Source organism: Hyphomicrobium sp. CS1GBMeth3 (genome assembly GCF_900117455.1).
Taxonomy (GTDB): Bacteria; Pseudomonadota; Alphaproteobacteria; order Rhizobiales; family Hyphomicrobiaceae; genus Hyphomicrobium_C.
Genome location: NZ_FPHO01000003.1, coordinates 2,155,153 through 2,179,553 on the forward strand (window position 1 = coordinate 2,155,153; position 24,401 = coordinate 2,179,553).

Annotated in this window: 22 protein-coding genes and 1 other RNA gene; 10 read left to right on the forward strand and 13 right to left on the reverse strand. The window is 64.3% G+C overall.

Annotation, left to right across the window (positions count from 1 at the left end; translation table 11 throughout):
* Positions 1–37: 37 nt before the first annotated feature.
* From CS1GBM3_RS17540 to CS1GBM3_RS17600, 12 genes are all read right to left on the reverse strand, one after another.
* Entirely contained in the window at positions 38–769 is a 732-nt protein-coding gene (locus tag CS1GBM3_RS17540) for a biotin--[acetyl-CoA-carboxylase] ligase (protein WP_072396867.1), read from the reverse strand.
* Between the two features lie 387 nt (positions 770–1,156).
* On the reverse strand, positions 1,157–2,602 hold the full coding sequence (gene nuoN / locus CS1GBM3_RS17550; RefSeq protein ID WP_072396869.1) for an NADH-quinone oxidoreductase subunit NuoN: 1,446 nt from the start codon (positions 2,600–2,602) through the stop codon (positions 1,157–1,159).
* Positions 2,603–2,614: 12 nt separating this feature from the next.
* Entirely contained in the window at positions 2,615–4,102 is a 1,488-nt protein-coding gene (locus CS1GBM3_RS17555; RefSeq protein ID WP_139248016.1) for an NADH-quinone oxidoreductase subunit M, read from the reverse strand.
* A gap of 2 nt (positions 4,103–4,104) precedes the next feature.
* Entirely contained in the window at positions 4,105–6,054 is a 1,950-nt protein-coding gene (gene nuoL, locus CS1GBM3_RS17560) for an NADH-quinone oxidoreductase subunit L (protein WP_072397640.1), read from the reverse strand.
* A 151-nt stretch (positions 6,055–6,205) separates the two neighbouring features.
* Positions 6,206–6,514, reverse strand: a complete 309-nt coding sequence (gene nuoK, locus CS1GBM3_RS17565; RefSeq protein WP_072396872.1) for an NADH-quinone oxidoreductase subunit NuoK — start codon at positions 6,512–6,514, stop codon at positions 6,206–6,208.
* Positions 6,515–6,529: 15 nt separating this feature from the next.
* A complete protein-coding gene (locus CS1GBM3_RS17570) occupies positions 6,530–7,180 on the reverse strand; it encodes an NADH-quinone oxidoreductase subunit J (protein ID WP_072396874.1) in 651 nt (216 codons plus the stop codon).
* A 131-nt stretch (positions 7,181–7,311) separates the two neighbouring features.
* A complete protein-coding gene (gene nuoI / locus CS1GBM3_RS17575) occupies positions 7,312–7,800 on the reverse strand; it encodes an NADH-quinone oxidoreductase subunit NuoI (protein ID WP_072396876.1) in 489 nt (162 codons plus the stop codon).
* 9 nt (positions 7,801–7,809) lie between these two features.
* A complete protein-coding gene (gene nuoH / locus CS1GBM3_RS17580) occupies positions 7,810–8,877 on the reverse strand; it encodes an NADH-quinone oxidoreductase subunit NuoH (protein ID WP_072396878.1) in 1,068 nt (355 codons plus the stop codon).
* A gap of 15 nt (positions 8,878–8,892) precedes the next feature.
* The gene (gene nuoG, locus CS1GBM3_RS17585; protein ID WP_072396880.1) at positions 8,893–11,007 is read right to left on the reverse strand and encodes an NADH-quinone oxidoreductase subunit NuoG; all 2,115 of its coding nucleotides are present in this window, start codon (positions 11,005–11,007) and stop codon (positions 8,893–8,895) included.
* Positions 11,008–11,016: 9 nt separating this feature from the next.
* Entirely contained in the window at positions 11,017–12,300 is a 1,284-nt protein-coding gene (nuoF, locus tag CS1GBM3_RS17590; RefSeq protein WP_072397642.1) for an NADH-quinone oxidoreductase subunit NuoF, read from the reverse strand.
* A gap of 12 nt (positions 12,301–12,312) precedes the next feature.
* Positions 12,313–13,011 carry an NADH-quinone oxidoreductase subunit NuoE gene (nuoE, locus tag CS1GBM3_RS17595; RefSeq protein ID WP_072396882.1) on the reverse strand — a complete coding sequence of 233 codons (699 nt, stop codon included), beginning with the start codon at positions 13,009–13,011 and terminating at the stop codon, positions 12,313–12,315.
* Positions 13,012–13,283: 272 nt separating this feature from the next.
* Positions 13,284–13,628: a hypothetical protein gene (locus CS1GBM3_RS17600; RefSeq protein ID WP_072396884.1), complete on the reverse strand. Its 345-nt coding sequence runs from the start codon at positions 13,626–13,628 to the stop codon at positions 13,284–13,286.
* Positions 13,629–13,754: 126 nt separating this feature from the next.
* On the opposite strand from CS1GBM3_RS17600, the gene ffs reads away from it, so the two are divergent.
* From ffs to CS1GBM3_RS17650, 10 genes are all read left to right on the forward strand, one after another.
* Positions 13,755–13,850, forward strand: an RNA gene (gene ffs / locus CS1GBM3_RS17605) — signal recognition particle sRNA small type.
* A 169-nt stretch (positions 13,851–14,019) separates the two neighbouring features.
* The gene (locus tag CS1GBM3_RS17610; protein WP_072396886.1) at positions 14,020–15,858 is read left to right on the forward strand and encodes a DNA polymerase III subunit gamma/tau; all 1,839 of its coding nucleotides are present in this window, start codon (positions 14,020–14,022) and stop codon (positions 15,856–15,858) included.
* A 147-nt stretch (positions 15,859–16,005) separates the two neighbouring features.
* Positions 16,006–16,251: a hypothetical protein gene (locus CS1GBM3_RS17615; RefSeq protein WP_072396887.1), complete on the forward strand. Its 246-nt coding sequence runs from the start codon at positions 16,006–16,008 to the stop codon at positions 16,249–16,251.
* A gap of 117 nt (positions 16,252–16,368) precedes the next feature.
* A complete protein-coding gene (locus CS1GBM3_RS17620) occupies positions 16,369–16,734 on the forward strand; it encodes a DUF1810 domain-containing protein (RefSeq protein ID WP_072396889.1) in 366 nt (121 codons plus the stop codon).
* A gap of 64 nt (positions 16,735–16,798) precedes the next feature.
* Positions 16,799–17,119: a YbaB/EbfC family nucleoid-associated protein gene (locus tag CS1GBM3_RS17625; RefSeq protein ID WP_072396891.1), complete on the forward strand. Its 321-nt coding sequence runs from the start codon at positions 16,799–16,801 to the stop codon at positions 17,117–17,119.
* 262 nt (positions 17,120–17,381) lie between these two features.
* Positions 17,382–18,596: a saccharopine dehydrogenase family protein gene (locus tag CS1GBM3_RS17630; RefSeq protein WP_072396893.1), complete on the forward strand. Its 1,215-nt coding sequence runs from the start codon at positions 17,382–17,384 to the stop codon at positions 18,594–18,596.
* 123 nt (positions 18,597–18,719) lie between these two features.
* A complete protein-coding gene (locus tag CS1GBM3_RS17635; protein ID WP_072396895.1) occupies positions 18,720–20,063 on the forward strand; it encodes a lipase family protein in 1,344 nt (447 codons plus the stop codon).
* A 167-nt stretch (positions 20,064–20,230) separates the two neighbouring features.
* Positions 20,231–20,665 carry a hypothetical protein gene (locus tag CS1GBM3_RS17640; protein ID WP_072396896.1) on the forward strand — a complete coding sequence of 145 codons (435 nt, stop codon included), beginning with the start codon at positions 20,231–20,233 and terminating at the stop codon, positions 20,663–20,665.
* A 70-nt stretch (positions 20,666–20,735) separates the two neighbouring features.
* The gene (locus CS1GBM3_RS17645; protein WP_244534685.1) at positions 20,736–21,191 is read left to right on the forward strand and encodes a hypothetical protein; all 456 of its coding nucleotides are present in this window, start codon (positions 20,736–20,738) and stop codon (positions 21,189–21,191) included.
* A gap of 76 nt (positions 21,192–21,267) precedes the next feature.
* Positions 21,268–22,416: a carboxynorspermidine decarboxylase gene (locus CS1GBM3_RS17650; RefSeq protein WP_072396898.1), complete on the forward strand. Its 1,149-nt coding sequence runs from the start codon at positions 21,268–21,270 to the stop codon at positions 22,414–22,416.
* Positions 22,417–22,886: 470 nt separating this feature from the next.
* Here the strand turns inward: CS1GBM3_RS17650 and CS1GBM3_RS17655 are convergent, their stop codons facing one another.
* Positions 22,887–24,269, reverse strand: a complete 1,383-nt coding sequence (locus CS1GBM3_RS17655) for a glutamate--cysteine ligase (protein ID WP_072396900.1) — start codon at positions 24,267–24,269, stop codon at positions 22,887–22,889.
* Between the last annotated feature and the right edge of the window lie 132 nt (positions 24,270–24,401).

Here is a 24,401-nt window from a genome sequence, read left to right on the forward strand (position 1 = left end):
CGTTTCGTTTCCTTTTGTTGTTAACCGCGACCGTGCCTCAGCGCTGAAGCGATACGTCTCCAAAGGTGAACCGGCGGACTGAGCCGTCCACCGCGATGAGAAGGGACCCGTCCGGATCGAGACCCTGGAAGGTGCCGACGACGTGCTCAGTGCCGGTATTGATGCCCATGCGTTCCCCTAAAGGATGGGCGCGCGTTAGCCAAGCCTCCCTGACCGCGGCAAAGCCACGTCCCTCGTCCCAGACGGCGAGCCAGGCGGCGAGTGTGCCGGAAATGGAATTGAGGAGCTCCCGCGGCTCGAGGTGCGCGCCGTGCGCTGCAAGGTGCGTGGCGGGGCGATCCAGCCCCGCGGGGTGCGAGGCGATATTAACGCCGATGCCGATGACCGCGGCGAGGCCTGCGGCGTTTGTGCTGCTTTCGATGAGGATGCCGCCCGTCTTCTCGCCGCCGATCAGGATGTCGTTCGGCCATTTGAGCCGCAGCTCCGGAGGAACGGGGCTCATGATCGCCTGCAAGGCGTCGAAGACGGCGACGCCCGTCACCAGGGCCAGCTGATAGGCTTTGGGTTGGGGCAGGGCTAGGGTGACGAGCAGGCTCGCGTGGAGATTTCCGGGCTCCGAGGACCAGCCACGACCACTGCGGCCCCGGCCAGCCGTCTGCACCTCCGCCAGGATCCAAAGCGGTCCGCGCTCACCCGCCTGCGCACGTCGCGCGGCTTCGGCGTTGGTGGAATCCACGGCAGAGAGGGCAACAACGCGATCGAGGGTCATCAAGCTAGGTCAGCCCGTTAGTCAGTGCGCGGCATAGGCTGCCGATCTTTTTTGCGGTGCGATAAGCTGCCATTAGGACATACAGCATAAGAATTACATCAATTATTCTTGAATGTTAGCACACCGGAATATCCCATGGCGAGCGGAGACGCACGGGAAGCCAAACGACGCCGAACCAACAACGCCGGCCTCCTGCGAACCGACGGAAAGGAGTTCGCGGTGCTACTGCGCGACGCCTCTCCGACGGGCGCGCGAGTCCGCTTGGTTGTTCCTTGCGACGTTCCCACCCGCGTGACGCTTGTTTCCGCGATGGAAAAAATCAACACCGTTTGCAAGGTCGTCTGGCGGCGCGGAAACGATCTCGGATTGAAATTCGAATAGCCCGCCCTAGAGCTTGAGCGATTCCGCAGCCGCTGCAGCAGCATCGATCAGCGGTGACGGATAGACGGCGTAAAGCACGACGAACAGTCCGGCCGCGATCATCACGAAACGCACGTAAGGCGCCGCCGGGCTGAAGCCGGGCTTCGCCTCGTCGAAGAACATCACCTTGACGATGCGCAGATAGTAGAATGCGCCGACAACGCTGGTCAGCACGCCGAGGATGGCGAGCCCGTAAAGCTCGGCTTTTACAGCCGCTGCGAACACGTAGAATTTGGCGAAGAAGCCGGCGAGCGGCGGCACGCCAGCCAGCGAGAAAAACAGCATGGCGAGGATGAAGGCCATCGGCAGGTTCGTCTGCGCGAGGCCCGCAAGCTCGTAGATGTCCTCCACAGGGCCCTCATCGCGGCGCATGGCGAGGATGCAGGCGAACGCGCCGAGCGTCGTGACGAGGTAGATGGCGAGATAGATCAGGAGCGCCTCGACACCTCCCGCGCCGCCTGCCGCCAAGCCGACGAGCGCATATCCAACGTGGCCTATCGACGAATAGGCCATCAGCCGCTTGATGTTGGTCTGCCCGATGGCCGCGAAAGCGCCGAGCAGCATCGAGGCGATCGAGAGGAAGATCACGATCTTCTGCCACTGCACGAAGAGCCCGCCGAAGCCGTCGAACAGCACGCGCGCGACCAACGCCAGCGCGGCAAGCTTGGGCGCGGCGGCGAAGAAGGCCGTAATCGGCGTTGGCGCACCCTCGTAGACGTCCGGCGTCCACATGTGGAACGGCACCGCCGAGATCTTGAACGCGAGGCCGACGAGCAGGAACACGAGGCCGGCGATGAGGCCGAGGTTGGTCGCAGCCCCGGGCGCGGAGGCAGCCGTCGCCAACCCCTCGAACGAGATCGTACCGGCGAAGCCGTAAAGCAGGGAAGCACCGTATAGAAGCATGCCGGACGACAGCGCGCCCAGCACGAAATACTTGAGCCCCGCCTCGCTGGAGCGCACGTCGTCGCGTCGAATGGCGGCGAGCACATAGAGCGCAAGGCTCTGCAACTCGAGGCCAAGATAGAGGGCCAACAGATCTCCGGCCGAGATCATCATCATCATGCCGAGGGTCGCCAGCAGGATCAGCACTGGGATCTCGAAACGTGACGCGTGCGCCCGGCGGAAGTAGTCGAACGACAATAGGATCGAGACAGCCGAGCCCGCGAGCACCAAAAGCTTCACGAAGCGGGCGAAGGCATCCGAGACGAGGGCACCGTTGAACGCACGCTCGGTGCCGGATTGAGAAACGACGAGAAACGCGGTCACGGCCAGGGCCAGGATGGAGAGCCAGCCGATCGTCTCCTTGCGCTCGATCTCCTCGCCGCCGAAGGCACCGATCATCAGGATGGCGATAGCGCCGAGCGCGAGGACGATTTCGGGAAGAGCAACGATGGCGTTCGCGGCGTCGAACATGAACCGGATCCTTTACTGCGCAACGGCGGCGGTCTGGCTCGCCGCTTCGAGCGAGCTGACCAGCGCTTTAACCGACACGGCCGTCACGTCGAGAATGGGGGCTGGATAGAAGCCGAACAGGATGGTGAGGAGCACGAGCGGCACCAGGATCGCGATCTCACGCGGGCTGACGTCTGTGATGCTCTTGAGCGACGGTTTCTCAAGCGAGCCGAACACGACGCGCCGGTAGAGATAGAGCGCGTAGGCGGCCGAGAGGATAACGCCGCTGGTTGCGAAGAACGCGACGTAGGTGTTGACCTTGAACGAGGCGAGCAGCGTCAGGAACTCGCCGACGAAGCCCGACGTGCCCGGCAGGCCCACGTTGCCCATGGTGAACACCATGAAGATCGCGGCGTAAATTGGCATCCGTTCGACGATCCCGCCGTAGGCCTTGATCTCGCGCGTGTGCAACCGGTCGTAAACGACGCCGACGCAGAGGAACAGCGCCGACGAGATCAGCCCGTGCGACAGCATCTGGAAGATCGCGCCGTCGATACCCTGCTGCGTGAAGGTGAAGATGCCCATGGTCACGAAGCCCATGTGGGCGACCGACGAATAGGCGATGAGCTTTTTCATGTCCTCCTGCACGAGCGCGATCAGCGACGTCGCGACGATAGCTACGACCGACAGCGCGAACACGAGCGGCGCCAAGCTAGCGCTCGCCTCCGGGAACATCGGCAGCGAGAAACGCAGGAAGCCGTAGCCGCCCATCTTGAGCAGGATGCCGGCAAGAATGACCGAGCCGGCCGTCGGCGCCTCGACGTGCGCATCCGGCAGCCACGTGTGCACAGGCCACATCGGCATCTTGACCGCGAACGAGGCGAAGAACGCAAGCCACAGCCAGAACTGCATGTCGCTCGGGAACTTGGTCGTCATCAGCGTCGGGATGTCGGTGGTGCCCGCCTGCCAGTACATGGCCATCATGGCAAGCAGCATCAGCACCGAACCGAGGAACGTGTAGAGGAAGAACTTGAAGCTCGCGTAGACGCGCCGCGGTCCGCCCCAGACGCCGATGATGAGGAACATCGGGATGAGGCCGCCCTCGAAGAACAGATAGAAGAGCACCAGATCCAGCGCGCAGAAAACGCCGATCATCAGCGTCTCGAGCACGAGGAACGCGATCATGTACTCCTTGACGCGATCCTCGATCGCTTCCCAGGAGGCGAGGATGCAAAGCGGCATCAGGAACGTGGTCAGGATCACGAACAGCATCGAGATGCCGTCGACGCCCATCTTGTACTTGATGGGCCCGAGCCAGTTGTGCTCTTCGACGAACTGGAAATTCGCCGTCGTGGGATCGAAGTTGAACCAGATCAAAAGCGAGATGACGAACGTGATCAGCGTCGTCCACAGCGCCGTATAGCGGATATTCTGGCCAGCCTCGCGCGGAAGCAGCGCGATAAACAGCGCGCCCGCCAGCGGCAGGAACGTTACCAGCGACAGGATCGGCGCGTCTTGGATGTTCATGGCGCGCCCCCGCCGCCTGCCACAATGAAGTAGGTGAGTAGTGCTGCAACGCCGATCAGCATGGCGAAGGCGTAGTGGTACACATAGCCGGTCTGCAGCTTGATGATGCGACCCGTGCTCCACAGCACGCCCTTGGCCGTGCCGTCGATGGTGCCATCGATCACGGAGCCGTCCACGCCCTTCCAGAGGAAGCGACCGATGGCGAAGGCCGGCCGCACGAAGATGCGGTCATAGAGCTCGTCGAAGTACCACTTGTTCAGGAAGAACAGGTAGATCGGCCGGAAGACACGAGCGGTGACTGCCGGCAGCCACGGCGCGAGCACGTAGTAGACGACGGCGAGGCCCAGGCCAGAAACCATGGCCAGCGTCGGCGCCCAAAGCACCCACTCCGGCACCTCGTGCATGTGATGGCGGATGTCCTTGCCCGGCGCCTCGTAAAGCGCCGTGCGCCAGAAGTCCGCGTAGCCTCCGCCGATGAAGAAGTAGGAGAAGGTGATGCCCGCGAGCACGGCGCCTGCCGCCAGCGCGAACAGCGGGATCAGCATGACCTGCGGGCTTTCGTGGGCATGGTCGTAGGTATGATGGTCGGCGCGCGTTTGGCCGTGGAACGTCAGAAACATGAGGCGCCACGAGTAGAACGAGGTCATGAAGGCGGCGATCACGAGCCCCCAGAACGCGAAGTTGTTCGGCGTGTGGGCGGCGTAGGCGGCCTCGATGATTGCGTCCTTGGAATGGAAGCCCGCGAAGCCGGCGAGGTGCGGAATGCCGACGCCCGTCAGCGCCAGCGTGCCGATCAGCATCATGGCCCAGGTGATCGGCATCTTCTTCGCAAGCCCACCCATGCGGCGCATGTCCTGCTCGTGGTGCATGCCATGAATCACTGAGCCCGCACCGAGGAACAGAAGCGCCTTGAAGAAGGCGTGCGTGAACAGGTGGAAGATGCCGACGGAGTAGGCGCCCACGCCGCAAGCGACGAACATGTAGCCGAGCTGCGAGCACGTCGAGTAGGCGATGACACGCTTGATGTCGTTCTGCACGAGGCCGACGGTCGCCGCGAAGAACGCCGTGATGGTGCCGATGACGACCACGACCTCGAGCGCCGTCGGGGCCAGCTCGAAGACGGGCGACATACGCGCCACCATGAACACGCCGGCCGTGACCATCGTCGCGGCATGGATCAGCGCCGAGACCGGGGTCGGGCCTTCCATGGCGTCGGGCAGCCAGGTGTGCAGCAGGAACTGCGCCGACTTGCCCATGGCGCCCATGAAGAGCAAAAGCGCGATCAGCGTCAGTGCATCGACCTCGTAGCCGAGGAACGAGATCGTCTTGCCGACGAGATCCGGTGCAGCCGTGAAGACGGCATCGAGGTTGATCGAGTCCGTCATTAAGAACAGCGCGAAGATACCGAGCGAGAACCCGAAATCGCCGACGCGGTTGACGACGAAGGCCTTGATGGCGGCCGCATTGGCCTCGGGCTTCTTGTACCAGAAGCCGATCAGCAGATAGGAGGCGAGGCCCACGCCCTCCCAGCCGAAGAACATCTGCACCAGGTTGTCGCTGGTGACGAGCGCCAGCATGGCGAAGGTGAAGAGCGACAGATAGGCAAAGAAGCGCGGCCGGCTGTCGTCCTCGTGCATGTAGCCGATGGAGTAAAGGTGCACGAGCGCGGACACGGTGGTCACCACGACCAGCATCACGGCCGTCAGCGTATCGATGCGCAGCGCCCACGCCGTGTCGAGCTCGCCGGATGTGATCCAGCGCAGGATCGGCACGCGCGCCGTCTCGCCGGAGAAGCCGACTTGCACGAATACGACCCACGACAGCAGCGCCGCCGTCATCAAGAGCGACGTCGTGACGATCTCGGACGGGCGTGGCCCGATGATGCGGCCGAACAGGCCAGCGATCAGCGCGCCGACGAGCGGTAGGAAAACGATGAGGGAGTAGATCATGACGGAACTTTCCCTCCCCCCTGGTGGGGGAGGTTAGGAGGGGGGGAGCACATGACATCGGCGGCGGAAGGTATTCCCCCCACCCCGGCCCTCCCCACAAGGGGGAGGGGGAAGCGCTCTAGTTCTTCAACGCGCTCAGCCATCCCGCTCATCCCTTCATCATGTTGATATCCTCAACCGCGATCGAGCCGCGGTTGCGGAAGTAGACGACGATGATCGCAAGCCCGATCGCTGACTCGGCGGCCGCGACCGTGAGCACGAACAGGGCGAACACCTGCCCCACGAGATCGGCGTGAAAATGCGAGAAGGCGACGAGGTTTATGTTGACGGCGAGCAGCATCAGCTCGACCGACATCAGGATGATGATGACGTTCTTCCGGTTGAGGAAGATGCCGAACATGCCAAGCGTGAACAGGCACGCCGCGACCGTCAGGTAGTGTCCGAGCCCGATCTCCATGGTGCCCCCGTCCTCTTAAACGCGCTGCCGTTCGGGCGTATTTGTAGGCGCGTCCGGAATGGCGCTGCCGCCCGGCGCGACTTTTACCATCTCGACGGCCGTTGCCGGCCCGCGCGCGACCTGCTCCGATATCGACTGGCGCTTGACGCCTGGCTTATGCCGGAGCGTCAGCACGATGGCGCCGATCATCGCCACCAGAAGCACGAGGCCCGCCCCCTGGAAGAAGTAGACGTATTTCGTATAGAGAACCTGCCCGAGCGCTTCCGTGTTGGTGACGCCCTGCGGCATCGGCGTAGCGGCGGTGCCAGGCGCCGACGGCGCCACGCCGCGGGCCAGGAACAGCGCCACCAGCTCGGCGAGCACGACGCCGCCGACCAGGAGGCCGACCGGCGCATTCTTGATGAAGCCTGCGCGCAGCTCGGCGAAATCGACGTCGAGCATCATGACCACGAACAGGAACAGCACCGCTACCGCGCCGACGTAGACGATGACGAGCAGCATGGCGAGAAATTCGGCGCCGAGCAGAATGAAGAGACCTGCCGCGTTGAAGAAGGTGAGGATCAGGAACAGCACGGCGTGAACCGGGTTTTTGGCGACGATCACCATCGCCCCGGCGGCGAGCGCCAGGGTCGCGAACAGATAGAAGAAAACCGCCGTCAGTGCCATTTCCCCTCCTCAGTCCTTCGCCCCGCTTGCGGAGTGAAGGCTAAGGTGAGGGGCAGAAATCGGCGCACGGCCTGTCGCTGCCCCTCACCTCGACCCTCTCCCTGTCGAATCCGACGGGAAGAGGAAATTCCCTACCGGTACGGCGCGTCGGACGCGAGGTTCTTCGCGATCTCGCGTTCCCAACGGTCGCCGTTCGAAAGCAGGCGCTCCTTGTTGTAGTAGAGCTCCTCGCGTGTCTCGGTCGCAAATTCGAAGTTCGGGCCTTCCACGATGGCATCCACCGGGCATGCCTCCTGGCACAGCCCGCAGTAGATGCACTTCACCATGTCGATGTCATAACGCGTCGTGCGCCGCGTGCCGTCGTTGCGGCGCGGGCCTGCTTCGATGGTGATGGCCTGCGCCGGACAGATGGCCTCGCAGAGCTTGCAGGCGATGCAGCGCTCCTCGCCGTTCGGATAACGGCGCAGCGCATGCTCACCGCGAAAGCGTGGCGACAGCGGGCCCTTCTCGAACGGATAGTTCAGCGTCTTCTTGGGCGCGAAGAAATAGCGCATGGTGAGGAAGAACGCCGAGACGAACTCCGCAAGAAACAGCGATTTCAGACCTTGGGCCACCCGCATGGCCTGCTCCTATGCCGGTTTGAGCATCTGCAGCACGCTGGCAACGGCAATCACCATCACCAGCGACAGCGGCAGAAACACCTTCCATCCCAGCCGCATGAGCTGGTCGTAGCGATAGCGCGGCACCATGGCCTTGGCCATCGCGAACAGGAAGAACATGAACACAACCTTGGCCGCGAACCAGAAGATCCCTGGAACTGCGTTCAACGGCCAGATATCGAGCGGCGGCAGCCAGCCGCCCATGAACAGGATCGCCGACAGCGCGCACATGGTGACGATGGCCACGTACTCACCGAGCATGAAGAGCAGGTACGGCGTCGACGAATATTCGACCATGAAGCCCGCGACGAGCTCGCTCTCGGCTTCGACGAGATCGAACGGCGGCCTGTTCGTCTCGGCGAGCGCCGAGATGAAGAACATGACGAACATGGGGAATAGCGGCACCCAGTGCCAGTCGAGCGCGGAAGCGGGCAAGCCGGCCCAGGTGCCGAGCCCAGTCGTCTGCGCGGTGACGATGGTGCCGAGATTAAGCGAGCCGACGAGCAGCAGCACCGTGATGACGACGAAGCCGAGCGAGACTTCGTACGAGATCATCTGCGCCGCCGAGCGCAGGCTGGACATGAACGGATATTTCGAATTCGAGGCCCAGCCGCCTATGATGATGCCGTAGACGCCGAGCGAGCTGATCGCCAGCAGATAGAGTACGCCGACGTTGAGATCGGCGATGACCCAAGTGCCCCAGCTATTCTGCGCAATCGGGATCACGGCCCAAGCGGCGAGCGCGCACGTAGCCATCACCAGCGGCGCCAGAAGAAACAAGCCCTTGTCGGAACCTGCCGGAATGATCGGCTCCTTGAAGACGAACTTCAGAAGATCCGCGAACGACTGCAAGAGCCCGAATGGCCCCACGACGTTGGGGCCGCGGCGCATCTGTACGGCCGCCCACACCTTGCGGTCCATGAGCAGGAGGAAGGCGATCGCGATCAGCAGCCCGACGAGCAGAAGCAGCGATAGCCCGACCGTGATGGCCAGCCACAGCCCATACTCCCAGAGCAACGTAAGGGTCTCGCTCGACATCGGGGGCGTGGGCTCCTATTCGGCCGCGGCCAAGCCGGCCTGTTTGCCGGCGGCCTTCTTGAGCGCGCTCATCTCGGCCATGACGGCGGAGGCACGCGCAATCGGGTTCGTCAGGTAGAAGTCTCGGACGGCGCTGCGGAACGGCTCATCCTTGACGGTGCCCTTGCCGCTGGCCAGCGCGGCGATGACGTCGCCCGGAGCCGGCGTCACCCGATCGAGCGCGGCGAGCGCCGGCGCATGGCTGTACATGGCAGCGCGCAGCACATTGATTGAATCATACGGCAGCGTGTGCCCGACGAGCGGCGATAGCGCCCGGATGATGGTCCAGTCCTCGCGAGCGTCGCCGGGCGGGAAGGCGGCCCGCGCCGTCATCTGTGCGCGGCCCTCGGTATTGACGTAGGTGGCGCTCTTTTCTGCGTACGCCGCAGCCGGGAAGATCACGTCGGCCCGGTGTGCGCCGGCATCACCGTGGCTGCCCTGGTAGACGACGAACGTCGAGCCGAGCCGGTTCATATCGATATCGTCCGCCCCGAGCAGGAAGAGGAGATCCAGATCGCCCTTTTCGGCCGCCGCGACGAAGCTCGCAACATCCGTCGAAGCCGGCCTTTCGGGCACGAAGCCGAGGTCGAGGCCCGCGACGCGCGAAGCCGCCGTATGCAGCACGTTGAAGGCGCGCCAGTCGGCATCCTTGCCGGCCGTCGCGGCGCTTGCGATGCGCGCCGCAGCCGTCAGCACGGCGCGTCCGTCAGCCCGCGCGATCGCGCCCGCGCCGACGATGATCAGTGGCGCCTTGGACTCGTTGAGCACCTTGGCGAACGAATGCGTGCCGTCCGCGACCTCGGCGAGCGTCTGGCCGCCGGCACCGAGATACTCGTAAGGATAGGCAAGATTGGCCGGCTCGCCGATGAGACCGACCGCGAGCCCACCCTGGCGCCAGCGCTTGCGGATGCGCGCGTTGAGCACCGCCGCCTCGAGCCGCGGGTTGGTGCCGATCAGAAGGATCGCGCCGGCGCGCTCGATACTCTCGATGGTCGTGTTGAACACATAGCTCGCGCGGCCGAGCGCCGGATCGAGCTTCGCTCCATCCTCGCGGCAGTCGACATTGGTCGAGCCGAGCTTGTGGAACAGATCCTTGAGCGCATACATCTCTTCGGCGCCCGCGAGCGGCCCGGCGATGGCAGCGATCCGCTCCGGGAGGGCGGCCTTGAGCTTCTCTGCGACTACATCGAGCGCTTCCGGCCACGTCGCCGGCTCGAGCCGCCCGTTCTTGCGAATATACGGCTGGTCGAGCCGCTGAGTTCTGAGGCCGTCGGCCACGTGACGCGTCTTATCCGAAATCCACTCCTCGTTCACGGCGTCGTTGTTGCGCGGCAGGATGCGCATGACCTCACGGCCGCGCGTGTCGATGCGGATCGCCGAGCCGACCGCGTCCATGACGTCGATGCTCTCGGTCTTGCGCATTTCCCACGGCCGCGCGTTGTGCGCCCATGGCCGGTGCGTCAGCGCCCCCACGGGGCAGAGATCGTTCACGTTGGCGCTCATCTCGGAGAGAATGCCGCGCTCGAGATACGTGGTGATCTCCATGTCCTCGCCGCGTCCGATGGCGCCGAGTTCCTCGACACCCGCGACTTCCGTCATGAAGCGTACGCAGCGGGTGCAATGGATGCACCTGTTCATGGAGGTCTTGATCAGCGGTCCGAGATACTTCTCCTCGACGGCGCGCTTGTTCTCGACGAAGCGCGAGCCGCCCGAGCCGTAAGCGATGGCCTGGTCCTGCAGATCGCACTCGCCGCCCTGGTCGCAGATGGGACAATCGAGCGGATGGTTGATCAGCAGGAACTCCATCACGCCTTCGCGCGCCTTCTTCACGGTGGCGCTCTGCGTGGAGATGACCTTGGGCGAGTTGTCCTTGTTCGGCGGCAGGTCGTTGACGCCCATGGCGCACGACGCGATCGGCTTCGGGCTGCCCTGCACCTCGACGAGACACATGCGGCAGTTGCCGGCGATCGACAGGCGCTCATGATAGCAGAAGCGCGGGATCTCGGCGCCGGCTTGCTCGCACGCCTGAAGAAGCGTGATTCCGTCCTCGACCTCGATCAGTTGGCCGTCGATGATGAGCTGTTTCGGCATGGTTCGAGCTTACTCCGCCGCCTGTCTGTGCGCCGCGTGATAGGCGTCGATGCGCGCCTCGATCTCCGGACGGAAATGACGGATCAGCCCCTGCACAGGCCACGCAGCCGCGTCGCCGAGCGCACAGATCGTGTGACCCTCGATCTGCTTCGAGACATCGAACAGCTTGTCGATCTCGCTCTTTTCCGCTTCGCCGCGCGACATGCGCTCGAGCACGCGCCACATCCAGCCCGTGCCCTCGCGGCAGGGCGTGCACTGTCCGCAGCTCTCGTGCTTGTAGAAATAGGCAATGCGCGTGATCGCCTTGACCACGTCCGCCGACTTGTCGAGTACGATGACCGCTGCCGTGCCGAGACCCGACTTGAGTTTCGTCAGGCTGTCGAAATCCATCGCCAGGTCTTGGCAGAGATGCGCCGGGATCAGCGGCATCGATGATCCTCCCGGAATGACCGCGAGCAGGTTGTCCCAGCCGCCGCGCACGCCGCCGCAATGCTCATCGATGAGCTGGCGCAGCGGAATGCCCATCTCCTCCTCGACGACGCAGGGCCGGTTTACGTGGCCCGAGATCTGGAACAGCTTAGTGCCCGTGTTGTTCGGCAGCCCGAGCGCCGCGAACCAATGCCCGCCGCGGCGCAGGATGTCCGGCACCACGGCGATGCTCTCGACGTTGTTGATCGTCGTCGGCGCACCGTAGAGGCCGACATTGGCCGGAAACGGCGGCTTGAGCCGCGGCTGGCCCTTGCGCCCCTCAAGGCTCTCGAGCAGCGCCGTCTCCTCGCCGCAGATATAGGCGCCCGCGCCGTGCGCGATATAGAGGTCGAAATCCCAGTCGTGGACGTTGTTCTTGCCGATGAGCTTGGCGTCATAGGCTTCATCGATCGCGCGCTGCAGCCGCTCCCGCTCGCGGATGAACTCGCCGCGGATGTAGATGTAGCTCGTATGCGCGCGCATCGCGAAAGAGGCGAGCAGCGCGCCCTCGATCAACAGATGCGGATCGTTGCGCATGATCTCGCGGTCCTTACAGGACCCCGGCTCGCTCTCGTCCGCGTTGATCACGAGGTACGAGGGGCGCGCATCCGCCTTCGGCATGAAGCTCCACTTGAGCCCCGTTGGGAATCCCGCGCCGCCACGCCCGCGAAGACCCGAGGTCTTCACCTCGGAGATGATCCAGTCGTGCCCCTTTTCGATGAAGAACTTGGTACCGTCCCAGGCGCCGCGCGCCATTGCACCCTTGAGCCCCGAGTCGTGGAACCCGTAGATGTTACGGAAGATGCGGTCCTTGTCCTCGAGCAGCATAATAAAGGCTCACCCTTTGGGTTTCTCGTCGTGAGGCGTACCACCGCCCTCGGCAAGTTCGGGAAAGCGCGCCCGCCAGGCGCCGATCGTCGATCCATCGTAGAGCGTGGGATCGGTCAGGGCCGTCGGCGGGCCCTCCGGCGCCGAGGTCTTGCGGCCGATCTGCGAACCGGACTTCGGAGTGTTGCCGCGCTCGAAGGCGGCCAGGATCTTGTCGAGCGCTTCGGGCGTCAGATCCTCATAGGTATCCTTCCAGATCTGGACCACCGGCGCATTGGCACAACAGCCGAGGCATTCGACCTCTTCCCACGAGAAGGCTCCGTCCTCGGACAACTCGTGCGGGTGCTCGGCGATGCGCCGCTTGCAGACGTCGATCAGACCTTCCGCGCCCCGCAGCATGCACGGCGTCGTGCCGCACACCTGCACGTGAGCTGTTTTGCCGACCGGCGAGAGCTGGAACATCGTGTAGAACGTCGCCACCTCGTACGCCCGTATATAGGCGACGCCGAGCATGTCTGCCACGTAGCGGAGCGCCGGCTCCGGCAGCCATCCGCCCGATTGCTCTTGCGCGCGCCAGAGCAACGGGATGATGGCGGAAGCCTCTTTGCCTTGCGGATATTTGGCGATTGTCTCTCGCGCCCAAGCAAGGTTCTCGGGCGTGAAGGCGAAGTCGCGCGGCTGGTCGGGACTGAGGCGGCGGACGGCCATACTGGCTCCCCAAAGCGGAACACCCGCGGGGTTCGGAGCAGCACGCAGAAGATCCGGGCCGCTAAGCCCTGATCGTCCGCGACCTCTCCATGTACTCCCCCGCTTGAGTCATGTCGTTCAACTACGTCTATTGCAGCGCGAAAGCAAGTATACAAGGTGCCAAGCATCATCACACGTGAACGAACGTCAATTCGCGAACGCGCAACGACGAGCGTGCGCAGAAAAGTCGATTCCACGCGTCAGGCTTGAATGATGCGAACGGGCGTGTGCGCTCACGCACCAGGCTGTGCAAGCCAGCCCAGGATCAGAAGCACGGTGGCGATCGGCGCAAGGAACAGCGAGACCTGCGATCCGACGCGCAAGAAGCCGGTCCAGAAGATCGCGAGCAGGATGCCGAACAGCAAAATGACGCCGCCGCCGGCTTCCGCGCCGCGTATCGCGGCAAAGAGGATGGCGACGAAGGCGGAAATCGCTCCGATCAGCGCGGGTAGAACGGGAAAATCGATCTGCAGCGCCCCCATGGGCCAGGACTGGCGTAGCGCGAACATCCGGTAGGTGGCGAGCGAGAGGCCCCAGCCCAAGGCCGCGACCGCAAGCAGGAACAGGTTGTCGATCATGGTGGCTCTCCCTAGGTGAAGGGATTGTGCCAGCAATTCTGCGCCTTCACCAGCATCTGTGGAGGCGCGGCAGGGTGCGTCCGCACAAGCCTTGCTTCACCCTCGGCGAGGCGCCATATTCGCCCCGGAGGCTGGCGGCGGACGAGTACGTCGCCAACCGGGTCAGGTCCGGAAGGAAGCAGCCCTAACGACAGGTGCACGGGTCGTTCGTCAGCCTCTTTATTCTCGCTCACGCCCGCGCAGCGGGCTCCGCGGGGGCGGCGCGGTCCATGCCGGGGCATGGCTTCGCCATGACCGCCGGGTCGCATCCGAACGCTCGGCTCGGCCAAGGCGCTCCCGGCCTCCGGGCCGAAGTGGTGCCACCCATCGTTGAGCAGTTCGGGCGGGGCGGATGGCCAAGAAGAAATCAGAGAGCGATGTGTCGGTAACGGCGGGCGGTGGTGCGGGCGATGCGCCGGCCAAGCCCTATGTCGTGCTGGCGCGCAAGTATCGTCCGCAGACGTTCGACGACCTGATCGGTCAGGAAACCATGGTGCAGACGCTGCGCAACGCGTTCGCGTCGGGGCGCATCGCACACGGCTTCATGCTCACCGGCGTGCGCGGCGTCGGCAAGACGACGACCGCGCGCATCCTGGCCCGCGCCTTGAACTACGAGACCGACACCATCAATCAGCCCACGATCGACATGCCGGCGCCGGGGCGCCATTGCATCGAGATCATGGAGAGCCGCCATCCTGACGTGATCGAGATGGACGCCGCCTCGAATACCGGCGTTGACAATATCCGCGAGATCATCGAGAGCGCCCGCTACCGCCCGCTGTCGGCGCGCACCAAGGTATTCATCATCGACGAGGTCCACATGCTGTCGAAGGGCGCGTTCAACGCGCTCCTGAAGACGCTTGAGGAGCCGCCGGGCCACGTGAAGTTCATCTTTGCGACCACCGAGGTCCGCAAGGTGCCGGTGACGGTGCTGTCGCGCTGCCAGCGCTTCGATCTGCGCCGCGTCGACGTTCCGCGCTTGGCCGAGCACCTGAAGTCGATCGTCGCGAACGAAGGAGCTTCCGCCGACGACGATGCGCTGGTGCTGATCGCACGCGCCGCCGAGGGTTCGGTGCGCGACGCGCTCTCCATTCTCGACCAGGCGATCTCGACGTCATTCGGCGGAGCGGGCGGCGGCACGGTCACGGCAGCGTCCGTGCGCGCCCTGCTGGGCCTCGCGGATCGCGGCCGCATCTTCGACCTGTTGGAGCTGCTGGTGACGGGCGAGATCGCCAAGGCGCTCGCCGCGCTGGATGCCCTGCACCACGATGGAGCCGATGCGACGCAGATCCTTGCCGATCTGGCCGAGGCCGTGCACGTCACAGCGCGCGTCAAAGCCGTTGGCCCGGATGCCGCCGGCGAGGGCCTGGCGCTCGACGAGAAACGCCGCGCAAGCGCGCTGGGCGATCGCCTGTCGATGCCGTTGCTGGCTCGCCTCTGGCAGATGCTGCTGAAGGGCCTCGAGGAAGCCGGCAAGGCGCCAAATCCGCTCGCCGCCGCCGAGATGGTGCTGATCCGCATCGCTCACACCGCCGATTTGCCGCCGCCGGACGAGGTCATTCGCATGCTCGGCGGCGCCCCGGCCACGCGGCGCGACGGGGTACCGGCACAAAGAGCGCCGGAACGCACCGGCGCGGACGTAACGGCCGAAGCGACAGCCTCCGACAATGAAGCGCCTGCGCGTTTCCAATCCGAGAACCCCGCTGATTTCGACTTCACGGCCGACCCTTCGGACGACGAGGCCGCGGACGAGGACGACGTACGCCCCGCAGCCGCCGCCGGCGTCTCGTTGCGCCCCCTGACGACCTTCGCCGAGGTCGTGGCGCTGGTGGGCGACCGGCGCGATGCGAAGCTCAAAATCGCGCTTGAGGAGCAGGTGAGCCTCGTGCGCTACGACGGTGCGGCCGGCGCCATCGACCTATTTTTGCTGCCGGGCGCCGCTCCGGATCTCGCCAACGATTTGCGCGAGAAGCTCAACAAATGGACCGGGCGCCGCTGGATCGTGGCGCTCTCCAAAACGCCGGGTGAGCGCCCTATCGGCGAAGTGCGCCGCGAGCGCGCCGCCCAGGAGATCGCCGCTTTGAAGCGACATCCGGCCGTCGCGGCGGTGCTCGAAGCCTTCCCGGATGCCGAGGTCACGCCCGTGCCGCTGAAGCCGCGCGAGCGCGACGACGATTCCGCCACCGGCTGATCCCCATAATCTCTCCCCCTCGGGAACTCCTCCCGATTTTCGGCGCTGAGGCTTGCAGCATCTCCCGGGGCAATGAAAGCAATGTTATAGCGTTTTTTAGATCCAGCCGAGTCGCGCCGGCCAGGGTCGCTCACAGGGAGAAAACGCATGCGTTGTTTGACACTTACCGCCGCCCTCGTGTTCGCGGCAGGCTCTGCCTTCGCCGCTTCTGAAGGCAAGTTCTCGCAAGCCACCGTCAACGGCATCACCAAATCGCTCGCGGCGGACGGGTGCAAGCTGGGCGAGATCCATTCCGGCAGTGGCTTCTATACGATCGCGGGCGCCGATTGCGCCGACGGCAAATACGACGTCACCGTCGATACCGACTTCAAGATCACCGACAAGAAGAAGTAGACGCGCGCGCCTTCTCCCACATTAGGACGCGCTTGGCCGGGGCCGTGCCCCGGCCTTTTTTATGGGCGATCTCGTCATCCGATTCGGCAGCAGTCGGAGAAAGAGCGAGCGATCGCCATGGACGACCCCTTCGATCTTCAGCGCTTCGTCGATGCCCAGGCGCCCGTCTACGAGACGGTGCTGAAGGAGCTCCGCGCCGGCCGCAAGGCGAGCCACTGGATCTGGTTCATCTTCCCGCAGGCCAAGGGCCTCGGTCGCAGCGCCATGTCGCTGCGCTATGGGATCGCTTCGCTCGATGAGGCGCGCGCCTATCTCGCCCATCCCGTGCTCGGCCCGCGCCTCGCCGAATGCACCGGGCTGGTGCAGTCGCAAAGAGACGTGCCCTTGGAGGATATCTTCGGAGATCTCGACGCGATGAAGTTCCGCTCCTCGATGCAGCTCTTCCGCGCGGCTGGCTTCGATCCGGGACCGGTGCGGCGATGATGCGGTGCAGTCCGGATCAAAATGCTCTACTTTCGGGCGTGAAACGCGAACGGCAGGAGGACCGATGAAAGACCTCATGGGCATGATGAACAAGGTCAAGGACATGCAGCAGCGCATGCAGCGCCTGCAGGAAGAGCTGGCCGCGCTCGAGGTCACGGGCTCCGCAGGTGGCGGGCTTGTCTCCGTCACGCTCACCGGCAAGGGCGACATGAAGGGCGTCAAGATCGACCCGTCGCTCCTGAAACCGGAGGACGCCGAGATCGTCGAGGATCTGATCGTCGCCGCCAACGCCGACGCTAAGGCCAAAGTCGAGGCAAGCCTGCAGGAGAAGATGGCCGAGGTGACGGGCGGCTTGCCGTTGCCGCCCGGCATGAAGCTTTTTTGACGAAGCGCCGCTTCGGCCCGCAAAAAAACTTGCTTTGCAAGGCTCCGAAACCCCGAACACCTGTTGATTCCGGGGGGCTTGTGCCCTATTTGCGCACGCTTGCTCGAAGTGCGGCACAGCGCACAAGAGCGAACCTCCGGCTATGATCGTTTTGGACCCGATCAGTCCGAAACGTGAATCATCGGTCGCAATGAAAACCCAGACCGTGATCGCGTCCGGTCGAACCATCTGACGCGCCAATCATCGTTAAGGGAGCTTTGCCTTGGACAGCGTTCTCATCATCGGGGCAGGTGCGGCAGGTTCGGTGACGGCGCAGAAAGCCGCCAAGAACCGCGATGTTTTCAAGAAGGTGCACCTCGCGTCGCGGCGCCTCGAAAGCTGCGAGAAGGTCGCTGCGCGCTGCGTAACGCCGATCGAGATCTCGCAGGTGGATGCCGACAACGTCGACGAGACGGTGGCGTTGATCGAGAGGGTCAAGCCCGACCTCGTCATCAACATGGCGCTCCCGTACCAGGATCTGCCGATCATGGACGCGTGCCTTAAGACGGGCGTCCACTACATGGACACGGCCAACTACGAGCCGCGCGACGAGGCCAAGTTCACCTACGAGTGGCAGTGGCCATACCATGACAAGTACGCCGCCAAGGGCGTCCTGGCCGTGCTCGGCTGCGGCTTCGATCCGGGCGTCTCGAACATCTTCTGCGCCTACGCGCAGGAGCATCTGTTCGACACCATCGACACCATCGACATCATCGACTGCAACGACGGCAGCCACGGCAAGTCGTTTGCCACCAACTTCAATCCGGAGATCAACCTCCGCGAGGTGACGCAGCGCGGCAAGTACTGGAAGAACGGCGAGTGGATCGACATCGATCCGCTGTCGATCGCGACCATGATCGACTATCCGGAAGTCGGCCCGCGCAAGAGCTACCTCATCTATCACGAGGAGGAGGAGAGCCTCGTCCGCAACATCAAGGGCCTGAAGCAGATCCGCTTCTGGATGACGTTCTCCGAGAACTACATCAAGCACCTCGACGTGCTGCAGAGTGTCGGCATGACCCGCATCGATCCGGTCATGTACAAGGGCACGCCGGTGATCCCGATGGAGTTCTTGAAGGAGCTGCTGCCGCCGCCGTCGTCGCTCGGTGAGAACTACACCGGCAAGACGTCGATCGGCGTCATCGTCGACGGCACCAAGGATGGCAAGCGCAAAACGATGCTGATCTACAACGTCTGCGACCACGCCGAGAGCTTCAAGGAGACGGGCGCGCAGGCCGTGAGCTACACCACGGGCGTGCCGCCGGTTGTCGGCGCGATACAGATGTTCAAAGGCGCCTGGACCGGCAAAGGTGTGCTCAACGTCGAGCAGTTCCCCTCGAAGCCGTTCCTCGACGAGCTCGCGAAGCAAGGCTTGCCCTGGCACGTCAAGGAGATCACGCCCGCCGAGCAGGCCGACCTCTTTGCCGTCAAAACCTGACAGACAATTTTGCTCACATCTCCGATGGGCGGCTCCGGCCGCCCATTTTTTTGTTCCCTTTTGCTGATCTTTCCCGCTGAGATGCGATCACGGCAGTGTGTCTGCCGCAGGGGGGGACTTCGCATGCAGGAGAGAGCCGAGACCGACCTTGCGCGCCGGAACGCCGAGACACCTGCTGAGCTCGTGATCGTTACCGTCCACGGCACCAACGACGCCGACCCCGCCGACGACGGCGAGCGCTGGTGGCAGCGCGGCTCCAACTTCACTCAGCATCTCATCCATCGCCTGTCGGAGCGCGGCATACCGAACGCCGAGATCGTGCCGCTGCACTGGTCCGGCAAGAATTCCGACTATGACCGCCTGAAAGGCTCGGAGGGCCTCGCGCGCCTGCTGCGCGAGCTCAACCGCGCCGGCCGCCCGCACGCCGTCATCGCTCACAGCCACGGCGGCAACGTCACGGTGGAAGGGCTGACGCGCGCTGGCCGTTCCGCCCACCGCGGCGGCATCGTCAGCTTCGGTACCCCATTCTTTAAACGGCGCTTGAAAACCGTGCCGGCGCTGATCGCGCTGTTCCAGACCGTGCTCGGCCTGGTCATCCCGCCGATCATGCTCTGGTACTTGATCGAGATCTTACCGTCGGACTCGAACAAGAAGATCGAATCCGTGGTGCTGTTCGGCGGCCTGTTCGCGCTCGGCGCTTGGAGCCTCGTGGCCGGCGTGCGCAAGCTGGCCAGGCGCCATCTCGCGACCCAGCTCTTTGCCCGCGCCTTGAAGCCGTCCCAGTGGCTCGTCGTGCACAGCCCGCGCGACGAGGCCATGCAGCTTCTCGAGACGGCCGCCGCGATCTCGCCGGAGTATGTGACCACCAGCGCCGCCATGCGCTCGCTCACAGCCTTCGCGTCACTCGCGGGCGTGGTCGCCACGATCGCGTTCTTCGTCTGGACCGGCAGCTACTTCATGGCGCCCGTCATCGAGAAGCTGAGGGCGGGGACTTACGGCTTGGCGCTCGGCGCCGATCTCACGTTCCTGCTGATCGTGCCGCTCGTTTACGGCATCGTGTTCTTCGCCATCTGGCTCGCGGCGCGTGCAGGCGGCGCCTGGGCTTACGCAAAGCTTCTGACATCCGCCATCCACGGCGGCGTCATCGGCGCGGCGTTCGGCGGCGATGGCGCCTTCAAGCTGACGGGGATCACGCGGTTGCCGCCCTATCTGGTTGAGGCGCGCGAGGAGCGCATCGAGGCCATCGACCTCGGCGGCATAGATGACGCGGCGCTCTTCGTCGCTGCCCAGAGCCTCTACAACAGTGTCATCGCCAACGACGGCCCTGAAGGTGGCATCGCCAACCCCGATGCGATGTGGAAGCGCTTGTCCGACGCGCTCTACCACAATGCCTACATGCGCGACGACGGCGTGGTCACGGCGGTTGCCGAGCATTTGGCTGGCATTTGGCGGGCAACGCGAAGCTGAAACCCCGCTTTTTCTCGCGCCGAGCCGAAGAAAAGTTATCCAGAGGCGGAATAATTTCGCGCCCCGATCTTTGCGCGCTGAGACAATTGCGGCGTTGCCCGTCCTCAATTGAATCACAAAATTCACGGAGCGTTAACGAATGTGATTCGACTTCACGGGGGAACCAGATGGCTCATCTATCTCAAAAGCTCGCGGAAATGCATCGCCGCCTCGCCGAGGCGACGCAGGAGGAGCAGGCGCTCATCCGCGCGCTCGACGCCGCGCTCAGCCACGTAGACGAGAAGCTGCTCGCCGAGATTCGGCAGGTGACCCAGCACCATGAGGTGCGCCGCGCCGCCATCCTGGGCGAGCTGCAGTCGCTCGCCGGCCGCCTGTGCGCAATTCCGGTGGCCGCCAGCGAGCCGCTGACCGCCATCGAGAGTGACGTGCATCCGAAGGCGATCAACGGGCACTCGAACGGCAACGGCAATGGTCACACCAACGGCCATTCCAATGGTCACACCAACGGCACGACCCACGCGCCCGGAAACTGGCGCATCGCCGCCCAGAACATCCAGGACGATCTCGACTTCTATACCGATCCGCCGGCGTCCAGCCACTGACGCCGGGCCCACGCCGGTCGGTTGGGGCCGCTGCTCGAAGTCGCCGTTCTTCCCGTCACAAGCCCGGCGTATGCTGAACGCCGGGCTATTTTATCGCGAGGTCGGGGGATCAATGACCGAAGCCGAGATTCTTTCCATCCGCAACGAGCTGACCGCGCTGATCGTGTCCGTTGTCTCGGTGAGTTTCGGCATGATCTCGGCCTACATTGTCGGCCTGTGGCTCTTTCTAAAAGACGCCCCGTTAGGGCTGCGCGTGTTGGCCCTCCTCCTGCTTTCGTTTGGCTTGGCCTTCATGGGCGTTATGACGGGCGGACTCCATGGCCTGATGCTGGGTACGGAGCGGGCCTGGAGCAAGCTCGCGACCCCCAGCACCGAGATCGTGAGCTTCGGCGGCGAGCGGCCGGAGTATCTGCACGGGTTCTCGCTCTACGAGGCCTCCGCCGCGCTCGGCTGCATCGCGTTCGCCGCGATCTGGGTGGCACTGTTCTTCTTCACCTTCTTCTACCGCTGGTCCGGGCACCGCTAAAAGAGGCGGTCTGGAACTTGTCATCCGGCGATGCCATATAGCGCGCTCACGTCTTCATATCCGGGATTGCGCGCGCATGACTTCGAAGCTTCCTGACGACATCCGCACGCCTGCCTACGTCCTCGACGTAGCGGCATTGAAGCGGAACCTTGCCACCGCCACTCGCGTCAAGCGCGAGGCGGGTGTGAAGGTGCTGCTCGCCACTAAGGCGTGGGCAATGCCGGCGGCCTTCCCGCTGATGCAGGATGTGCTCGACGGCACCACCGCGTCGGGCGAGTACGAGGCGCGCATGGGGCGCGAAGAGTTCGGCCGGGAGGTGCACGTCTACGCGCCGGCCTACGCGCCGGGCGAGGTCGCGCGCCTGACGGAGATCGCCGATCACATCTATGCCAACTCGCCCGAGCAGGCCGTGCACGTGCGCGACGTGGTGCAGGGCTCGGGCCGCGCCGGCATCGAGATCGGTGCTCGTATCAATCCGGGCTACTCCAACGCCACCCTTGGCGGTGCGCTGTACGATCCGTGCGCGCCGAACTCGCGCTTCGGCACGACTGTCGCGGAAATCGATCGGCTGCCGTGGGACGACATCGACATCTTTCACGTACACGCGCTGTGCGAGTCGCTGGCCGATGGAACGGTCGGGCTCATCGAGCACGTCGCGCGCAACTTCGCGCCTTATCTAAAACGGGTGAAGGCCGTGAACTTCGGTGGTGGGCATTTCATGAACAAGCCCGGCTACGACGTCGACAAGCTGATCGCGACGCTGCGCGCGTTCCGCTCCGAATTCGATCTTGAGGTCTACCTCGAGCCGGGCGCCGGCCTCGTCGTCGACACCGGCTACCTCGTGTCGACGGTCATCGGCATTCATCGCAACGAGAAGGAGATCGCGATCCTCGACGCGTCCGCTTCGACGCACATGCCGGACGTGCTGGAGGTCCCGTACACGCCGCCGGTGCTCGACGCCGAGAAGCCAGGTGTGTTGCCGCATTCCTACATCCTCGGCGGCAAGACCTGCATGACCGGCGACATCATCGGTGAGTACTCGTTCGCCGAGCCGCTGGTCCCGGGTTCTCGCGTCGTCTTCGGCGACATGATGCAGTATTCGTTCGTGAAGAACACGACCTTCAACGGAACGCCGCTGCCCGACATCGCGATGCTGCACGAGGACGGCCGTTACGAGGTCGTACGCACCTTCGGCTACGACGAGTTCCGCCGCCGTCTTGGTTAGGAGGAATCCCGTAGGAAGCAAGCGGCACTAACGCTTCGCGCGACAGGACTGCAGACAGCGGGTGAGCTCGGCGCCGCAACGGGGGCTATCCTTGGTCGCGCGGCGGCAGGAGTTCTCCTGTGAGTAGCAACGCTGCGCGCAATTGTCCGCAACCGCGAGCGTCGGCAGAGCTGCCGAGAGTGCGCCGAGACACAGGGCGGCGGCAGCGTATCGCGCGACACGGCTCACGAAATCGACCTCCTCTGTCTGGATCCCTACCTGAACGACGATGCGCTGCACTGTTTACAGAGCGCACGATGAACGTCACCTGAACCGGCCGTCAAGCGCGGACCAGAATTGAGGTTTCCGACGCCCCGTAGCGCGAACACGCGCTCCCGAATCTGTGGATGATTGTTCGAGTGCAGATATTTTGTGCGGGATGCACAGAAGCTGCACGTAGTCCCTTATGGGTAGCAGCAACCGAACGGGGTTTAGAAAGCGCATTCCTCGAAGATGTGGTCGATGCGCCCGCGCCAGCGGCCCTCGAAGCGCTCGATGAGATCGTCGGCGACCGTGCGCCCGGCACGCGCCAGCTGCTCGATGAGCGCCAAATAGATCGTCTCGTCCTGGCTGTTGGGGTTGATCTGGCGCCGGTTGCGAAGGCCGAGCTGCGAGATCCGCAGCGCCAAAAGCGCGATGTCCCGCACCGTGGTGTCGCGGAAGGGTGCGGCAAGCGCGGCGCGCGGAACGGCCGCTCGGAGCTCGTCGCGCTCGGCCACGGTCCACGATTTGACGAGATCCCACGCCGCGTCGAGCGCCGTCTCATCGTAGAGCAGTCCGACCCAGAAAGCCGACAGCGCGCAAATGCGCGGCCACCGCCCGCCGTCCGCGCCGCGCATCTCTAGGAAGCGCTTGAGCCGCACCTCGGGAAACAGGGTGGTCAGGTGGTCGGACCAGTCGTCGAGCGTCGGGTACTCGCTGGGCAGCGCCGCAAGTCGGCCAGCCATGAAGTCGCGGAACGAGGCACCCGCAACGTCGATATAACGCCCGTCGCGGTAGACGAAGTACATCGGCACATTGAGCGCATAGTCGACGTAGCGCTCGTATCCCATGCCGTTCTCGAACACGAACGGCAGCATACCCGTGCGGCGCGGATCCGTGTCGCGCCACACTTCGCTTCTGAGCGATTTGAAGCCGTTGAGGCGCCCCTCAGTGAACGGCGACGAGGCGAACAGCGCCGTTGCGATGGGCTGCAGCGCCAGGCTGACGCGCAGCTTCTTCACCATGTCGGCTTCGTTCGCGAAGTCGAGGTTCACCTGGATTGTTGCCGTGCGATACATCATGTCGAGGCCGCGCGTGCCGACTGTCGGCATGTAGCGCGTCATGACCGCGTAGCGCTCCTTCGGCATGTGCGGAGTTTCATCGAGCGTCCACTTCGGCGAGAAGCCGACGCCGAGGAAGCCGATGCCAAGGCCCTCGCCGACGCTCAGCACCTGCTTCAGGTGCTCGTCGGTCTCCTCGGCTGTCTCGTGCAGCGTCTTGAGCGGCGCGCCGGAGAGCTCGAACTGCCCGCCGGGCTCGAGGCTGATGGTGCCGCCCGGCTGTCCGTTGGGCCGCTTGAGCGCGATGATGTTTTCGCCCTCGAAAATCGGCTCCCAGTCGTAGCGGGCCACCAGCTGTTCCATGAGGGCTCGGATGCCGCGCCCGCCCCCATAGGGCACCGGCTTCAGCGTCTCGGTGTAGAACACGAACTTCTCGTGCTCGGTGCCGATCCGCCAATCTTCCTTCGGCTTCTCGCCCGCTGCGATCCAGGCGACGAGGTCGTCCTGGCTGCGCGCGAGCGGGCTCTGAGCCCCATCCTGGCGGGTAGACATTCTCTAGGGCCTCTGGCGGATCCGGGGCGCGAATGGGCTGGAGTTATGGCGACAGGCGGGGGGCGAAACAAGGGGTTGCCGGACGATGCCTTCTTTTCGGGCGCCCGGATGGGGCGTGGCCCGAAGCCGCGG

Coding starts and splice junctions, on each gene's coding strand:
- CS1GBM3_RS17540 (WP_072396867.1), bottom strand. CDS start 769: ATGACCCTCGATCGCGTTGTTGCCCTCTCTGCCGTGGATTCCACCAAC.
- nuoN (WP_072396869.1), bottom strand. CDS start 2,602: ATGTTCGACGCCGCGAACGCCATCGTTGCTCTTCCCGAAATCGTCCTC.
- nuoK (WP_072396872.1), bottom strand. CDS start 6,514: ATGGAGATCGGGCTCGGACACTACCTGACGGTCGCGGCGTGCCTGTTC.
- CS1GBM3_RS17570 (WP_072396874.1), bottom strand. CDS start 7,180: ATGGCACTGACGGCGGTTTTCTTCTATCTGTTCGCGACCCTGGCGCTC.
- nuoI (WP_072396876.1), bottom strand. CDS start 7,800: ATGCGGGTGGCCCAAGGTCTGAAATCGCTGTTTCTTGCGGAGTTCGTC.
- nuoH (WP_072396878.1), bottom strand. CDS start 8,877: ATGTCGAGCGAGACCCTTACGTTGCTCTGGGAGTATGGGCTGTGGCTG.
- nuoG (WP_072396880.1), bottom strand. CDS start 11,007: ATGCCGAAACAGCTCATCATCGACGGCCAACTGATCGAGGTCGAGGAC.
- nuoE (WP_072396882.1), bottom strand. CDS start 13,011: ATGGCCGTCCGCCGCCTCAGTCCCGACCAGCCGCGCGACTTCGCCTTC.
- CS1GBM3_RS17600 (WP_072396884.1), bottom strand. CDS start 13,628: ATGATCGACAACCTGTTCCTGCTTGCGGTCGCGGCCTTGGGCTGGGGC.
- CS1GBM3_RS17610 (WP_072396886.1), top strand. CDS start 14,020: ATGGCCAAGAAGAAATCAGAGAGCGATGTGTCGGTAACGGCGGGCGGT.
- CS1GBM3_RS17615 (WP_072396887.1), top strand. CDS start 16,006: ATGCGTTGTTTGACACTTACCGCCGCCCTCGTGTTCGCGGCAGGCTCT.
- CS1GBM3_RS17620 (WP_072396889.1), top strand. CDS start 16,369: ATGGACGACCCCTTCGATCTTCAGCGCTTCGTCGATGCCCAGGCGCCC.
- CS1GBM3_RS17625 (WP_072396891.1), top strand. CDS start 16,799: ATGAAAGACCTCATGGGCATGATGAACAAGGTCAAGGACATGCAGCAG.
- CS1GBM3_RS17635 (WP_072396895.1), top strand. CDS start 18,720: ATGCAGGAGAGAGCCGAGACCGACCTTGCGCGCCGGAACGCCGAGACA.
- CS1GBM3_RS17640 (WP_072396896.1), top strand. CDS start 20,231: ATGGCTCATCTATCTCAAAAGCTCGCGGAAATGCATCGCCGCCTCGCC.
- CS1GBM3_RS17645 (WP_244534685.1), top strand. CDS start 20,736: ATGCTGAACGCCGGGCTATTTTATCGCGAGGTCGGGGGATCAATGACC.
- CS1GBM3_RS17650 (WP_072396898.1), top strand. CDS start 21,268: ATGACTTCGAAGCTTCCTGACGACATCCGCACGCCTGCCTACGTCCTC.
- CS1GBM3_RS17655 (WP_072396900.1), bottom strand. CDS start 24,269: ATGTCTACCCGCCAGGATGGGGCTCAGAGCCCGCTCGCGCGCAGCCAG.